The 14,845-nt window shown below is 34.0% G+C and carries 25 protein-coding genes; all 25 read left to right on the top strand.

Annotated elements, in window-relative coordinates; all coding sequences use genetic code 11:
• The first annotated feature begins 1 nt into the window (after position 1).
• The 25 genes from rpsC (at position 2) to SLW70_RS00650 (ending at position 14,800) form a co-directional block, all read left to right on the top strand.
• On the top strand, positions 2-751 hold the full coding sequence (gene rpsC / locus SLW70_RS00770; protein WP_320889973.1) for a 30S ribosomal protein S3: 750 nt from the start codon (positions 2-4) through the stop codon (positions 749-751).
• An 18-nt stretch (positions 752-769) separates the two neighbouring features.
• Entirely contained in the window at positions 770-1,195 is a 426-nt protein-coding gene (gene rplP / locus SLW70_RS00765) for a 50S ribosomal protein L16 (RefSeq protein WP_007803637.1), read from the top strand.
• Between the two features lie 13 nt (positions 1,196-1,208).
• Complete coding sequence (rpmC, locus tag SLW70_RS00760) at positions 1,209-1,400, top strand: 50S ribosomal protein L29 (RefSeq protein WP_108740332.1); 192 nt, start codon at positions 1,209-1,211, stop codon at positions 1,398-1,400.
• 17 nt (positions 1,401-1,417) lie between these two features.
• Complete coding sequence (gene rpsQ, locus SLW70_RS00755; RefSeq protein ID WP_026706247.1) at positions 1,418-1,678, top strand: 30S ribosomal protein S17; 261 nt, start codon at positions 1,418-1,420, stop codon at positions 1,676-1,678.
• A gap of 2 nt (positions 1,679-1,680) precedes the next feature.
• On the top strand, positions 1,681-2,049 hold the full coding sequence (rplN, locus tag SLW70_RS00750; RefSeq protein WP_239868219.1) for a 50S ribosomal protein L14: 369 nt from the start codon (positions 1,681-1,683) through the stop codon (positions 2,047-2,049).
• A gap of 11 nt (positions 2,050-2,060) precedes the next feature.
• On the top strand, positions 2,061-2,375 hold the full coding sequence (rplX, locus tag SLW70_RS00745; RefSeq protein WP_320889970.1) for a 50S ribosomal protein L24: 315 nt from the start codon (positions 2,061-2,063) through the stop codon (positions 2,373-2,375).
• Positions 2,376-2,377: 2 nt separating this feature from the next.
• Complete coding sequence (rplE, locus tag SLW70_RS00740) at positions 2,378-2,929, top strand: 50S ribosomal protein L5 (protein ID WP_320889969.1); 552 nt, start codon at positions 2,378-2,380, stop codon at positions 2,927-2,929.
• 3 nt (positions 2,930-2,932) lie between these two features.
• On the top strand, positions 2,933-3,202 hold the full coding sequence (gene rpsN / locus SLW70_RS00735; RefSeq protein ID WP_026707007.1) for a 30S ribosomal protein S14: 270 nt from the start codon (positions 2,933-2,935) through the stop codon (positions 3,200-3,202).
• Positions 3,203-3,273: 71 nt separating this feature from the next.
• Entirely contained in the window at positions 3,274-3,672 is a 399-nt protein-coding gene (gene rpsH, locus SLW70_RS00730) for a 30S ribosomal protein S8 (RefSeq protein WP_264617545.1), read from the top strand.
• 18 nt (positions 3,673-3,690) lie between these two features.
• Positions 3,691-4,233, top strand: a complete 543-nt coding sequence (gene rplF / locus SLW70_RS00725) for a 50S ribosomal protein L6 (protein WP_320889967.1) — start codon at positions 3,691-3,693, stop codon at positions 4,231-4,233.
• Between the two features lie 11 nt (positions 4,234-4,244).
• Positions 4,245-4,595 (top strand): 50S ribosomal protein L18, encoded by a 351-nt coding sequence (rplR, locus tag SLW70_RS00720; protein ID WP_320889965.1) that lies wholly within the window; start codon positions 4,245-4,247, stop codon positions 4,593-4,595.
• A gap of 6 nt (positions 4,596-4,601) precedes the next feature.
• A complete protein-coding gene (gene rpsE / locus SLW70_RS00715; protein ID WP_320889964.1) occupies positions 4,602-5,126 on the top strand; it encodes a 30S ribosomal protein S5 in 525 nt (174 codons plus the stop codon).
• A 12-nt stretch (positions 5,127-5,138) separates the two neighbouring features.
• A complete protein-coding gene (rpmD, locus tag SLW70_RS00710) occupies positions 5,139-5,321 on the top strand; it encodes a 50S ribosomal protein L30 (RefSeq protein ID WP_026706255.1) in 183 nt (60 codons plus the stop codon).
• 11 nt (positions 5,322-5,332) lie between these two features.
• Complete coding sequence (gene rplO / locus SLW70_RS00705; RefSeq protein WP_320889963.1) at positions 5,333-5,785, top strand: 50S ribosomal protein L15; 453 nt, start codon at positions 5,333-5,335, stop codon at positions 5,783-5,785.
• A gap of 14 nt (positions 5,786-5,799) precedes the next feature.
• Positions 5,800-7,146 carry a preprotein translocase subunit SecY gene (gene secY / locus SLW70_RS00700; protein WP_320889962.1) on the top strand — a complete coding sequence of 449 codons (1,347 nt, stop codon included), beginning with the start codon at positions 5,800-5,802 and terminating at the stop codon, positions 7,144-7,146.
• Between the two features lie 4 nt (positions 7,147-7,150).
• Positions 7,151-7,366 carry a translation initiation factor IF-1 gene (gene infA, locus SLW70_RS00695; protein WP_007136545.1) on the top strand — a complete coding sequence of 72 codons (216 nt, stop codon included), beginning with the start codon at positions 7,151-7,153 and terminating at the stop codon, positions 7,364-7,366.
• Between the two features lie 12 nt (positions 7,367-7,378).
• Positions 7,379-7,495, top strand: a complete 117-nt coding sequence (gene ykgO / locus SLW70_RS00690) for a type B 50S ribosomal protein L36 (protein WP_008992256.1) — start codon at positions 7,379-7,381, stop codon at positions 7,493-7,495.
• A gap of 2 nt (positions 7,496-7,497) precedes the next feature.
• A complete protein-coding gene (rpsM, locus tag SLW70_RS00685; RefSeq protein ID WP_161644169.1) occupies positions 7,498-7,872 on the top strand; it encodes a 30S ribosomal protein S13 in 375 nt (124 codons plus the stop codon).
• A gap of 8 nt (positions 7,873-7,880) precedes the next feature.
• Complete coding sequence (gene rpsK, locus SLW70_RS00680) at positions 7,881-8,264, top strand: 30S ribosomal protein S11 (RefSeq protein WP_320889950.1); 384 nt, start codon at positions 7,881-7,883, stop codon at positions 8,262-8,264.
• Between the two features lie 89 nt (positions 8,265-8,353).
• Positions 8,354-8,959, top strand: a complete 606-nt coding sequence (rpsD, locus tag SLW70_RS00675; protein ID WP_320889949.1) for a 30S ribosomal protein S4 — start codon at positions 8,354-8,356, stop codon at positions 8,957-8,959.
• Positions 8,960-8,980: 21 nt separating this feature from the next.
• Positions 8,981-9,973, top strand: coding sequence for a DNA-directed RNA polymerase subunit alpha (locus SLW70_RS00670; RefSeq protein ID WP_320889948.1), 993 nt, complete (start codon positions 8,981-8,983; stop codon positions 9,971-9,973).
• A 62-nt stretch (positions 9,974-10,035) separates the two neighbouring features.
• Positions 10,036-10,530, top strand: coding sequence for a 50S ribosomal protein L17 (gene rplQ / locus SLW70_RS00665; protein ID WP_320889946.1), 495 nt, complete (start codon positions 10,036-10,038; stop codon positions 10,528-10,530).
• Between the two features lie 234 nt (positions 10,531-10,764).
• Entirely contained in the window at positions 10,765-11,865 is a 1,101-nt protein-coding gene (carA, locus tag SLW70_RS00660) for a glutamine-hydrolyzing carbamoyl-phosphate synthase small subunit (protein ID WP_320889945.1), read from the top strand.
• A gap of 219 nt (positions 11,866-12,084) precedes the next feature.
• The gene (gene eno, locus SLW70_RS00655; RefSeq protein ID WP_320889944.1) at positions 12,085-13,377 is read left to right on the top strand and encodes a phosphopyruvate hydratase; all 1,293 of its coding nucleotides are present in this window, start codon (positions 12,085-12,087) and stop codon (positions 13,375-13,377) included.
• 151 nt (positions 13,378-13,528) lie between these two features.
• Entirely contained in the window at positions 13,529-14,800 is a 1,272-nt protein-coding gene (locus SLW70_RS00650; RefSeq protein ID WP_320889943.1) for a citrate synthase, read from the top strand.
• Positions 14,801-14,845 lie beyond the last annotated feature (45 nt).

The raw sequence follows: 14,845 nt of genomic DNA, 5'->3' as shown, positions 1-14,845 counted from the left end.
GATGGGACAAAAGACAAATCCAATTGGAAATAGACTTGGTATCATCAGAGGATGGGACTCAAACTGGTATGGTGGAAATGACTACGGTGATAAAATCGCTGAAGATCACAAAATCAGAAAGTATATCCATGCTCGTTTATCAAAAGCTAGTGTATCAAAAGTAATCATCGAGAGAACTTTGAAACTTGTAACCGTTACTATCACTACTGCTAGACCTGGTATCATTATCGGAAAAGGTGGGCAAGAGGTAGACAAGTTAAAAGAAGAACTTAAGAAAGTTACTGACAAAGAGGTTCAAATCAACATCTTTGAAATTAAAAGACCTGAACTTGACGCGTATCTAGTTGCTACAAGCATCTGTCGTCAAATCGAAAGCCGTATTTCTTACAGACGTGCAATCAAAATGGCTATTGCTGCTTCTATGCGTATGAACGCTGAAGGTATTAAAGTTTTGATTTCTGGTCGTTTGAATGGTGCTGAGATGGCTCGTTCAGAGGGTTTCAAAGAAGGAAGAATTCCTCTATCAACTTTCAGAGCCGATATTGATTATGCATTAGCTGAGGCACATACTACTTATGGTAGAATGGGAATCAAAGTGTGGATCATGAAAGGTGAAGTTTACGGAAAGAGAGATCTTTCTCCACTTGCTGGAATGGATAAAAAACAAGCTGGCGGAAAAGGTGGAGATTCTCCTCGTGGGAAATCTAACTTTAATAAAGGTGGAAAACCAGACGCTCGTAAAAGAAAGTAATTTTTAAATTAAAGAAAAATGTTACAGCCTAAAAGAACAAAATACCGTAAGGTACAAAAAGGTAAAATGAAAGGGAACTCTCAAAGAGGGCATGAACTTTCTAATGGAATGTTTGGGATTAAATCTGTACATGAAGATGGAATGTTTTTAACATCTCGTCAAATCGAAGCAGCTCGTATTGCTGCAACTCGTTTCATGAAAAGAGAGGGTCAATTATGGATCAAAATATTTCCAGACAAACCAATTACTAAGAAACCTCTTGAGGTACGTATGGGTAAAGGTAAAGGAGCAGTTGAGTATTGGGCTGCTGTTGTTAAACCCGGAAGAATTATGTTTGAAGTTGGTGGTGTTCCTTTGTCAGTTGCAAAAGAGGCTTTACGTCTTGCAGCTCAAAAACTACCAGTAAAAACTAAATTCGTAGTTGCTAGAGATTTCGAAGCATAATCTATATTATATTATGAAACAATCAGAAATAAAAGATCTTTCTGCAGCACAGTTGCAAGAAAACCTTAGCCAAGCTAAGAAAACATATGCTGACCTAAAAATGGCTCATGCAATATCTCCAATTGAAAATCCACTTCAAATTAGAAGTTTGAGAAGAACAGTTGCAAGATTAGCTACAGAGTTAACTAAAAGAGAATTGCAATAATTGTAATCTGCTGAAAGATGGAAGAAAAAAGAAATTTAAGAAAAGAGAGAATTGGTGTAGTAACTTCTAACAAAATGGATAAATCTATTGTTGTTGCTCAAGTTACTAAAGTAAAACACCCATTATACGGTAAGTTCGTGTTGAAAACAAAGAAATTTGTTGCACATGACGAAACAAACGACTGTAACATTGGAGATACTGTAAGAATTAGCGAAACGCGTCCTTTAAGTAAATCAAAATGTTGGAGATTAGTTGAAATCCTAGAAAGAGCTAAATAATTATGGTACAACAAGAATCAAGACTAAAAGTAGCAGATAATACGGGAGCAAAAGAAGTTTTAACTATCCGTGTTTTAGGAGGTACCAAAAGAAGGTATGCCTCTGTTGGTGACAAGATTGTAGTTTCTATCAAAGATGCAACTCCAAACGGAAACGTGAAAAAAGGAGCTGTTTCAACTGCAGTTGTTGTACGTACCAGAAAAGAAGTGAGAAGAGCCGATGGTTCTTATATCCGTTTCGATGACAATGCTTGTGTTCTTTTGAATGCTGCAGGGGAAATGAGAGGAACTCGTGTTTTTGGACCGGTAGCAAGAGAACTTCGTGAAAAACAATTCATGAAAATTGTATCATTAGCACCAGAAGTGCTTTAATTCGTTTTAAGATGATAAAGCTAAAAATAAAAACAGGTGACATCGTAAGAGTAATTGCTGGAGATCACAAAGGTGAGGAAGGTAAAGTATTACGAGTTGACCGTGAGAAAAACAAAGCGATCGTTGAAGGTGTAAACATGGTTTCAAAACACACGAAACCAAGTGCAAAAAGCCCTCAAGGTGGTATTGTGAAAAAAGAAGCTTCTATTCAAATTTCTAATATTTCTCTAATTGATCCTAAAACTAAGGAAGCAACTAGAGTAGGAATTAGAGTTGAAGGAGATAAGAAAGTAAGATTTTCAAAAAAATCTAATCAAGTACTATAGTAATGGCATATACACCTAGACTAAAAGAAGAATATAAGAGTAGAGTTATCTCTGCTCTTACAGAAGAGTACGGATATGTAAACGTAATGCAAGTTCCTAAATTGGAAAAAATCGTTTTAAGCCGTGGAGTTGGAGCAGCAGTTTCTGATAAAAAACTTATTGACTATGCAGTTGATGAGTTAACAAAGATAACTGGACAAAAAGCAGTTTCTACAATCTCTAAGAAAGACGTTGCGTCTTTTAAATTGAGAAAAGGAATGCCAATTGGAGCAAAAGTTACTTTGCGTGGAGAAAGAATGTATGAGTTTTTAGATAGACTTATTACTTCAGCTTTACCACGTGTTAGAGATTTTAGTGGTATTAAAGCTACAGGTTTCGACGGAAGAGGAAACTATAACCTTGGAGTGTTAGAGCAAATCATTTTCCCTGAAATTGATATCGACAAAGTAAACAAAATATCTGGTATGGATATTACTTTTGTTACTACTGCTCAGACAGATAAGGAAGCAAAATCACTATTGGCTGAATTAGGATTACCTTTTAAAAAGAATTAAGATATGGCTAAAGAATCAATGAAAGCCCGTGAGGTTAAGAGAGAAAAAACGGTAGCAAAGTATGCTGAGAAAAGAAAAGCTTTGTTAGAAGCTGGAGATTTCGTAGGTTTGCAAAAATTACCGAAAAATGCTTCGCCAGTTCGTTTGCATAATAGATGTAAATTGACAGGTAGACCAAGAGGGTATATGCGTCAATTCGGTATTTCACGTGTAACATTCCGTGAAATGGCTAATAATGGATTGATTCCAGGTGTTAAAAAGGCATCTTGGTAAAAAATTGAGTTTTAATTGGTTAAAGGTTCGATAGAAAGTCTGGAGAAAACCATAACCGCAAATATGTACATATGTATACAGATCCTATTGCAGATTATTTGACTAGAGTTCGTAACGCTGTGGCTGCAAACCACAAAGTTGTCGAAATTCCTGCATCTAATCTAAAAAAAGAAATAACTAAGATCTTATTTGATCAAGGTTATATCTTAAGTTACAAATTTGAGGATAACTCTGTTCAGGGTTCGATCAAAATTGCTTTGAAGTATGATAAAGATACTAAAGAGCCAGTAATTAAAGATATCCAAAGAATTAGTAAACCAGGTTTACGTAAATATTCAAGTTCAGCTTCTATTCCAAGAATCCTTAACGGATTAGGAATTGCTATCGTTTCTACTTCAAAAGGTTTGATGACAGGAAAGAAAGCCAAACAACTTAATGTTGGTGGAGAAGTAATTTGTTACGTATACTAATATAAAGACTATAATAAGATGTCAAGAATAGGTAAAAGTCCAATTGTAATCCCTGCTGGAGTAACTGTAGAAGTTAAGGACGGTATTATTACAGTAAAAGGAAAAAACGGTCAACTTACACAGGAGTTTTCGGACGTAACTGTAACAGTTGAAGGTGATCAAGTTCAAGTTGAAAGATCATCTGATCATAAAGACCAAAGAGCAAAACACGGATTGTATAGATCTTTAATCAATAATATGATTATCGGTGTAACAGAAGGTTTTACAAAATCTTTAGAATTGGTAGGAGTAGGTTATAGAGCTTCAAACCAAGGACAAAAATTAGATTTAGCTCTTGGATTTTCTCACAATATTATTTTAGAGGTTGCTCCAGAAGTTTCTGTTGAAACTATATCTGAAAAAGGTAAAAACCCAATTGTGAAGTTAACATCATTAGATAAACAACTTTTAGGTCAAGTTGCGGCAAAAATCAGAGGCTTCCGTAAGCCAGAGCCGTACAAAGGAAAAGGTGTTAAATTTGTAGGTGAAGTATTAAGAAGAAAAGCAGGTAAATCAGCTTAAAAAATAAGATTATGTCGTTAACAAAACCTGAAAGAAGACAGAGAATTAGATTCAGAATTAGAAAGACTATTAGTGGTACTACTGCTAAGCCTAGACTATCTGTTTTTAGAAGTAACAATGAAATTTACGCTCAACTTATTGATGACGTGAATGGAGTTACTTTATTAGCTGCTTCATCAAGAGAAAAAGAAATAGAAAAAGGTACGAACGTTGCAGTAGCAAACGCAGTTGGAAAACTAGTTGCTGAAAAAGCGTTAAAAGCTGGGATAGAAAATGTTACTTTCGATAGAGGAGGATATTTATACCACGGTCGTATTAAATCATTAGCTGAAGGCGCGAGAGCGGCTGGGCTTAAATTCTAATATAGTATGTCTAATAAGTACAAAAGTATAGAGATAGTAAAACCAGGAGGTCTTGAATTGAAAGATCGTTTGGTGAGTGTAAATCGTGTTACTAAAGTTACAAAAGGTGGTAGAGCATTTGGTTTCTCTGCAATTGTAGTGGTAGGTGATGAAAATGGTGTTGTAGGACATGGATTAGGAAAATCTAAAGATGTTTCTGAAGCAATTGCGAAAGCAGTAGAAGATGCTAAGAAAAATTTAGTAAAGATTCCTTTGAATGGTCAATCAGTACCTCACGAACAAAAAGGTAAATTTGGTGGTGCACGTGTATTCTTAATCCCTGCGTCTCATGGTACAGGAGTTATTGCTGGTGGAGCTGTTCGTTCAGTTTTGGAGTCAGTTGGAATTCATGATGTATTATCTAAATCTCAAGGATCATCAAATCCTCACAACGTAGTAAAAGCAACTTTTGATGCTTTATTACAAATGAGAAGCGCTCACACTGTTGCAAAACAAAGAGGAGTTTCTTTAGAAAAAGTTTTTAAAGGTTAATTCAAGGAAATTATGGCTAAATTATTAGTAAAACAAGTTAGAAGTAAAATTAACTGTCCTCTTACTCAAAAAAGAGGATTGGAAGCTTTAGGTCTACGTAAAATGGGTCAGGTTGTAGAACATGATTCAAACCCTGCAATCCTTGGGATGATAAACAAAGTTAAACACTTAGTTTCTGTAGAAGAAGCTAAATAACAAATACTGTTATGAATTTAAGTAACTTACAACCAGCTGAAGGGTCAACACACAATCAAAATAAAAGATTAGGTAGAGGAGAAGGTTCTGGAAAAGGTGGTACTTCTGCAAGAGGTCACAAAGGAGCAAAATCTCGTTCTGGATATTCTAAAAAGATTGGTTTTGAAGGTGGGCAAATGCCACTTCAAAGACGTGTACCTAAGTTTGGTTTCACAAACATCAATCGTAAAGAATACGAAGGTGTTAATTTAGATACTCTTCAATTATTAGTTGATAATGGTGTTATTACTGATGCTGTCGATATGACAACTTACGTAGAAAACCGTTTGGCTACTAAAAATGAAATCGTAAAGATTTTAGGAAGAGGAGAATTGAAAGCAAAATTAAAAGTAACTGCTCACAAATTTACTGCTACTGCAAAAGCTGCTATTGAAGCTGCTGGTGGAGAAGCTGTAACAATATAATTTTTCAATTAAGTATGAAGAAATTTATTGAATCAATTAGTAATGTTTGGAAAATAGAGGAACTAAAAAACAGAATCTTAATTACATTAGGTTTGTTATTAGTTTATCGTTTTGGAGCTCAAGTAACACTTCCTGGAATCGATGCGACTCAATTAGCTAATTTAGCGGGTCAAACTAAGGAAGGGATTGGTTCAATTCTTGACATGTTTACTGGAGGTGCATTTTCACAAGCATCAGTTTTTGCTTTAGGAATTATGCCTTACATTTCGGCATCTATTGTGGTTCAGCTTATGGGAATTGCGATTCCTTATTTGCAAAAATTACAAAGTGATGGTGAAAGCGGTAGAAAAAAGATTAATCAGATTACACGTTGGTTAACAATTGTTATTACCTTGGTTCAAGGTCCAACGTATATCTACAATCTATATAGAACTTTACCTAGTAGTGCATTTTTATTAGGGTTTAATTCTTTTGAATTCTTATTTTCTTCAGTTGTTATTTTAGTTACAGGTACAATTTTTGCCATGTGGTTAGGAGAAAAAATAACTGATAAAGGAATTGGAAATGGTATTTCACTTTTAATTATGGTGGGTATTCTTGCAAGATTTCCTCAGGCATTTATTCAAGAATTTACAACCAGAGTTACCAACAACAATGGTGGTCCGATGCTTTTAGTAATCGAGATTATTATTTGGTTATTAGTTATTATTGCTTGTGTTTTATTGACTATGGCAATACGTAAAATACCAGTTCAGTACGCTCGTCGTACTGCTTCAGGAGATTTTGAGCAAGATATGTTAGGTGGTAATAGACAATGGATTCCTTTGAAGCTTAATGCTTCTGGGGTTATGCCAATTATCTTTGCTCAAGCTATCATGTTTGTTCCTGCTGCTGTTGCTGGTTTATCTAAATCAGATGCATCACAATCTATTGTTGGCGCTTTTAGTAATATGTTCGGTTTTTGGTATAACTTAGTTTTTGCAACATTAATTGTTGTGTTTACTTACTTTTATACTGCAATTACCGTTCCTACTAACAAGATGTCTGACGACTTAAAGAGAAGTGGTGGTTTTATACCAGGTGTAAGACCTGGAGTTGAAACTTCTGACTTTTTGGATAAAGTGATGTCTTTGATAACTTTCCCAGGATCTTTATTTCTTGCTCTAATAGCTGTGTTCCCAGCCATTGTTGTAAGTCTTATGGATGTTCAACAATCTTGGGCAATGTTTTTTGGGGGTACCTCATTAATAATTATGGTTGGTGTTGCCATTGATACAATTCAGCAAATTAATTCATATTTGTTAAATAAACATTATGATGGTTTAATGAAAACTGGTAAAAATAGAAAAGCAGTAGCTTAATTTTATGGCAAAACAATCAGCAATAGAACAAGACGGATCAATCATCGAAGCATTATCAAATGCGATGTTCCGTGTAGAATTAGAGAATGGACATATTGTAATTGCTCATATTTCTGGAAAGATGCGTATGCATTATATCAAGTTATTACCTGGTGATAAAGTGAAACTAGAAATGAGTCCTTACGATTTGTCGAAAGCAAGAATTACTTATAGATATTAAAGGATATTCACAATGAAAGTTAGAGCATCAGTAAAAAAGAGAAGTCCCGAGTGCAAGATTGTGCGTAGAAAAGGGAGATTGTACGTTATAAACAAAAAGAATCCTAGATTTAAACAAAGACAAGGATAGTTATGGCAAGAATAGCAGGGGTAGATATCCCAAAAAACAAGAGAGGTGTTATAGCACTTACCTACATCTTCGGATTAGGAAAAAGTAGAGCTATTGAGATTTTAGAAAAAGCTCAAGTAAGCCAAGATAAAAAAGTTCAAGACTGGAATGATGATGAGATCGGAGCAATTCGTGAAGCTGTATCAACTTTCAAAATTGAAGGAGAATTACGTTCTGAAGTTTCTTTAAACATCAAACGTTTAATGGATATTGGATGTTATAGAGGTATTCGTCATAGAACTGGTCTTCCATTAAGAGGACAAAGAACTAAGAACAACTCTAGAACTAGAAAAGGTAAAAGAAAAACTGTTGCTAACAAGAAAAAAGCAACTAAATAATAAGTAATATGGCTAAAGCAACTGCAAAAAAACGTAAAGTTATCGTTGAATCAACGGGAGAAGCTCATATTTCTGCTACCTTCAATAACATCATTATTTCTTTGACAAACAAAAAAGGTGAAGTTATTTCATGGTCTTCAGCTGGTAAAATGGGTTTCAGAGGTTCTAAAAAGAACACTCCATATGCAGCTCAAATGGCAGCAGAAGATTGTGGTAAAGTAGCTCTTGAAGCTGGATTGAAGAAAGTTAAGGTTTATGTAAAAGGACCAGGAAATGGACGTGAGTCTGCTATCCGTTCTTTGCATAATGGTGGAATTGAAGTTACAGAGATTATCGATGTTACTCCAATGCCTCACAACGGATGTCGTCCTCCAAAGAGACGTAGAGTTTAATAAATTAATTTAAGTATAACTAGGTGGAAATAACGATTATCGAAGGATATGACCTGAATTCATAATCTCCACCTTAATAATTCATAGAAATGGCAAGATATACTGGTCCAAAAACTAGAATTGCTCGTAAATTTGGCGAAGCAATTTTCGGAGATGATAAAGCTTTCGAAAAAAGAAATTACCCTCCTGGGCAACACGGGATGGCTAAAAAAAGAGGTAAAAAATCTGAATATGCTATCCAATTAATGGAGAAGCAAAAAGCTAAATATTCTTATGGAATTTTAGAAAAACAATTCAGAGGTTTATTTAAAAAAGCATCTGCTACTAAAGGTGTAACTGGTGAAGTTCTTTTACAATTATGTGAGGCAAGATTGGATAACGTTGTTTTTAGAATGGGTATCGCTCCTTCTAGAAGAGGTGCTAGACAAATCGTTTCTCACAGACACATCACTGTTAACGGTGAAATTGTAAATATTCCTTCTTACCACCTTAAGCCAGGTGATAAAGTTGCAGTTCGTGAAAAATCTAAATCTATAGAAGCTATCGAACGTTCTTTGTCTAATTCAAGTCAAGTTTATGAATGGATTACATGGAATAATGATGTTAAAGAGGGTACTTTTGTAAGTGTTCCTGCTAGACTTCAAATCCCAGAAAACATTAAAGAACAATTAATCGTAGAGTTGTACAACAAATAATAATTGACTTAGTCGAAATTTATGGCAATATTTAATTTTCAGAAGCCCGATAAAGTTATCATGATCGATTCAACCGATTTTGAAGGTAAATTTGAATTTAGACCTTTAGAACCTGGTTATGGATTGACTGTTGGTAATGCACTTAGAAGAGTTTTGCTTTCAGCATTAGAAGGTTATGCAATTACATCTGTCCGAATAGAGGGTGTAGATCATGAGTTTTCTACTATCTCAGGAGTTGTTGAAGATGTTACAGAAATTATTCTTAATCTTAAACAAGTACGTTTTAAACGTCAGATTGAGGATATAGATAATGAATCAGTATCTATTTCAGTTACTGGTAAAGATCAATTAACAGCTGGTGATTTTCAAAAATTCATTTCAGGTTTCCAAGTTTTGAATCCAGAACTAGTTATCTGTAATTTAGATAGTAAAATCAAATTGAACCTAGATTTAACAATCGAAAAAGGTAGAGGATATGTTCCTGCTGAGGAGAACAAAAAACAAAATGCTGCAATTGGAACCATTTTTACAGATTCAATTTTTACTCCGGTAAAAAATGTAAAATATGGAATTGAAAACTTCCGTGTAGAGCAAAAAACAGATTACGAAAAATTAGTTTTTGAAATCAAAACTGATGGTTCTATTAATCCAAAAGACGCTCTTACTGAAGCAGCAAAAGTTTTAATTCACCATTTCATGTTATTCTCTGACGAAAGAATTACACTCGAGGCTGATGAAATCGCACAAACAGAATCTTATGATGAGGAATCATTACATATGAGACAATTGCTTAAAACTAAGCTTGTTGATATGGATTTATCTGTTAGAGCATTAAATTGCTTGAAAGCGGCTGAAGTTGATACACTTGGTGATTTAGTATCGTTCAATAAAAATGACCTAATGAAATTCCGTAATTTTGGAAAAAAATCTTTAACTGAACTAGATGAACTAGTAGCTGTGAAGAATTTGACTTTCGGAATGGATTTAGCGAAATACAAATTAGATAAAGAATAATTTACTTCATATTTTGCTCTCCATAGTGGATTGTAGCAAGATGAAGTTAAAATAAATTGGTCATGAGACACGGAAAAAAATTCAATCACTTAAGCAGACAAACAGCACATAGAAAATCTATGTTGGCTAATATGGCTTGTTCTCTTATCGAGCACAAACGTATTAATACTACTGTTGCTAAAGCAAAAGCGCTTAAACAATTTGTTGAGCCTTTAATTACAAAATCAAAAAATGACACGACTCACAATCGTCGTATTGTTTTTGCTTACTTACGTAGCAAGTATACTGTAACTGATTTATTCAGAGATGTAGCTGCTAAAGTTGGTGACCGTCCAGGTGGATACACACGTATCATTAAAGTTGGAAATCGTTTAGGGGATAATGCTGATATGGCAATGATCGAATTAGTAGATTTCAATGAACTTTACAACGGAGGTAAAAAAGAAGTTAAAAAAGCTAAAAGCCGTCGTGGTGGAAAATCTAAAAAAGCAGAAGAGGCTACTGATGCTCCTGTTGCTGAAAATGATTCAGAAACTACAACTGAAGCTACTGAGTAATTATGAAAATAATCATTCAATAATATTAAAAAAGGATAAACTATTTATAGTTTATCCTTTTTTTTTGACCATTTGAATGAATCTATGTTTGGATTGGTTAACTAGACTTATTTTTTACATAACTATTCAAAAATTTGTTTCCATTGTATTAATGGATTAAATTTGCATCGTATTTATCTACAAATGAAATTTGCTGTGTGAATTTCACTAGGCTATTATAATATAAATCAAAGAATGAAATATACAACAAGACAGAGCGCCATACTTTTATTAAGTGATGGTACAATTTTTCACGGGAAATCTATTGGTATTAGTGGAACAACTTTTGGTGAAGTTTGTTTTAATACAGGTATGACTGGATATCAAGAAATATTTACTGACCCTTCTTATTTTGGTCAAATAATGGTGGCTACTAATCCTCATATTGGAAACTACGGTGTTAATGATAATGAAGTGGAGTCTGCTGGAATCAAAATTGCTGGTTTAGTTTGTAAAAACTTTAGTTTTAACTACTCAAGAGTAGATTCTGCAGGAAGTTTGGAAGATTATTTTGCTAAACAAAATTTGATCTGTATTTCAGATGTTGATACTCGTGCTTTGGTTAGTTATATCAGAGAAAATGGAGCTATGAATGCTGTTATTTGTACTGATGGTACTTCTGTAGAAGATTTAAAAATTGCTTTGGCAAATGTCCCAGATATGAAAGGTTTAGAGTTGGCTTCTAAAGTTTCAACAAAAGAACCTTACTTCTTCGGTGATGAAAATGCGAAATATAAGATTTCTGCTTTGGACTTAGGTATTAAAACAAATATCCTTAGAAACTTAGCTAATAGAGATTGTTATATTAAGGTTTTTCCTTTCAACTCTAGCTATGCTGATTTGGCTTCTTTTAATCCAGATGGATATTTCTTGTCTAATGGGCCTGGTGATCCAGAACCGCTTACAGGAGCTATTGAGGTAGCTAAAGAAATTTTGAAAAATGACAAGCCATTGTTTGGGATCTGTTTAGGACACCAAGTGATTGGTTTGGCAAATGGAATTTCGACTTATAAAATGTTTAATGGTCATAGAGGAATTAATCACCCAGTGAAAAATTTAGTGACTGGTAAAGGTGAAATTACTTCTCAAAATCATGGTTTTGCTGTGAACAAAGAAGAATTAGAAAAAAATCCAGAATTAGAAATTACACATTTGCATTTGAATGACGGAACTGTTGCGGGAATGCGTTTGAAAAACAAAAACTGTTTTTCAGTTCAGTATCACCCTGAGGCAAGTCCAGGACCACACGATTCATCGTATTTGTTTGATCAATTTGTGGCTAATTTAAAAGGATAATGATATCTTAATCAAGACTTGACTTTAAAGAAGTAGTTTTGTTTTTGAGTAAATAAGATGGTGTTATTAGATTAGGTGTTTTATTTTTTTTAAAATACTCAGGTTGTTTTGTTTAAAAAATGAGCATACATCGTTTTCGTTAATAACATTCAGAATTATTTGCATTATCATTAGAATAGATAGAATATATTTGCATATTAAAATTAAAAATTAAGAAGTATGAGCATAATTGTTAAAATTCACGCAAGACAAATTTTCGATTCAAGAGGAAATCCTACTATTGAAGTTGATGTAGTAACTGATAATGGTACTTTAGGTAGAGCTGCTGTTCCATCTGGAGCATCAACTGGTGAACACGAAGCGGTAGAATTACGTGATGGTGGAAAAGCCTATTTAGGAAAAGGAGTTTTGAATGCGGTGAAAAATGTTAACACACTTATTGCAGAAGAACTTGTAGGAACATCTGTTTTTGAACAAAATACTATTGATCAAATGATGATTGATTTGGATGGTACACCAAACAAATCAAAATTAGGAGCTAATGCTATTTTAGGAGTTTCTCTTGCAGTAGCAAAAGCAGCAGCTAATGAATTAGGATTGCCTTTATATAGATATGTTGGTGGAGTTTCTGCTAACACTTTACCAGTGCCAATGATGAATATCATCAATGGTGGGTCTCACTCTGATGCGCCTATCGCATTTCAAGAATTTATGATTTTCCCAGTAAAAGCAACTTCTTTTACACATGCTATGCAAATGGGTTCTGAAATTTTCCATTCTTTGAAAAAAGTATTGCACGATAGAGATTTGAGTACTGCAGTAGGTGATGAAGGTGGTTTTGCTCCAAATTTAGCTGGTGGTACAGAAGATGCTTTAGATACAATTAAAAAAGCAGTTGAAAATGCTGGATACACTTTTGGTGATGAAATCATGATTGCTTTGGATTGTGCTTCGGCTGAATTTTATGTAAACGGAAAATACGATTACTCTAAATTTGAAGGACCTACAGGTAAAATCAGAACTTCTGCTGAACAAGCGGAATATTTAGCAGAGTTAACATCTAAATATCCAATTATCTCAATTGAAGATGGTATGGATGAAAATGACTGGGATGGTTGGAAATTATTAACTGAGAAAATCGGTGATAAAGTTCAATTAGTAGGTGATGATTTGTTTGTTACTAATGTTGAGCGTTTGTCAACTGGTATCGAAAAAGGAATTGCTAACTCAATCCTTGTAAAAGTAAACCAAATTGGTACTTTGACAGAGACTATTGCAGCGGTTAATATGGCTAAAAATGCAGGCTATACTTCAGTAATGTCACACCGTTCAGGAGAGACTGAAGACAATACTATCGCAGACTTAGCTGTAGCATTAAACTGTGGTCAAATCAAAACTGGTTCTGCTTCACGTTCAGACCGTATGGCCAAGTATAATCAATTGATTCGTATTGAAGAAGAATTGGGTGATACTGCTTATTTCCCTGGAAAGAACGCATTCAAACAAAAATAATTCTTTTAAAGAATTTCTTTAAGCCATTTACTCAAAGTAAATGGCTTTTTTTTTGAGTTTTAACAATTTCATTGGATTATTCATTTTTTAATTAATTGGAAATTCATTAGATTTGGGCATTATTAAAATAAAGATTTATTTCCAAAGTATTATGTCAAAAACAGCTATATTAGAAATTGATGGTAAAAAATATGAGTTTCCTATTTTCAAAGGAAGCGAAAATGAAGAAGCCATTGATATTAAGAAATTACGAGATTTAACTGGAATGGTTACCCTTGATCCAGGTTATAAAAATTCAGGTTCTTGTACCAGTGGGATTACCTTTTTGGATGGAGAATTAGGAATTTTACGTTACAGAGGGTATGCAATTGAAGATTTAGCTGATAATGCAAATTTCTTAGAAGTATCTTATCTTTTAATTTTTGGTGAAATGCCAACTGCAGCTCAATTAGAGCAATTCGAAAATGACATTCGTAAGCATACACTTGTAAATGAGGAAATGAAGAGTATTTTGGATGGATTTCCAAAGACTGCACATCCAATGGGTATTTTAGCTGCCTTGACAAGTGCTTTGACTTCTTTTAATCCAAAATCAGTAGATGTTGAGAATGAAAAAGATGTTTACAATGCCGTATGTAAAACGATGGGTAAATTTCTTGTAATTGCTACTTGGACTTTTAGAAAAAATATGGGGTATCCATTGAATTATTATGATAATACAAAAGGATACGTTGAGAACTTTATGCGTTTGATGTTTGAAATTCCTACTGAGCCTTATAAAGTTAGTAAGAATGTTATCGACGCTTTGGATAAATTGTTTATTCTACATGCTGATCATGAGCAAAACTGTTCTACTTCTACAGTAAGAATGGTTGGTTCTTCGCATGCTGGTTTGTTTGCTTCTATTTCTGCTGGTGTATCTGCGTTGTGGGGGCCACTGCATGGTGGTGCTAATCAAGCAGTTCTTGAAATGCTAGAAGAAATTCATAATAATGGTGGTGATACTGAAAAGTATTTAGCTAAAGCAAAAGATAAAGCTGATCCATTTAGATTAATGGGCTTTGGTCATAGAGTGTATAAAAACTTTGATCCACGTGCAAAAATCATTAAAAAAGCTGCTAACGAAGTTTTAGAAACTTTAGGAATTGAAGATCCAATTCTTGATATTGCTAGAAAATTAGAAAAAGCAGCTCTTGAAGATGAATATTTCAAAGCTAGAAACTTATATCCAAATGTAGATTTCTATTCTGGAATTATTTACAGAGCATTAGGTATTCCAACGGATATGTTTACCGTAATGTTTGCTATTGGAAGATTACCAGGTTGGATAGCGCAATGGAAAGAAATGCGTGAAAACAAAGAGCCAATTGGAAGACCAAGACAAATATATACTGGTTCTGCTCTTAGAGAGTTTAAGAAATAATATACCGATTAAACCAATTTATAGAAAAGCTTCACTGAACTAGTG

This window comes from Flavobacterium sp. NG2, assembly GCF_034119845.1.
GTDB lineage: Bacteria > Bacteroidota > Bacteroidia > Flavobacteriales > Flavobacteriaceae > Flavobacterium.
The sequence above is the reverse complement of the archived record's forward strand: the minus strand, read 5'-3'. Positions and strand labels throughout refer to the sequence as shown.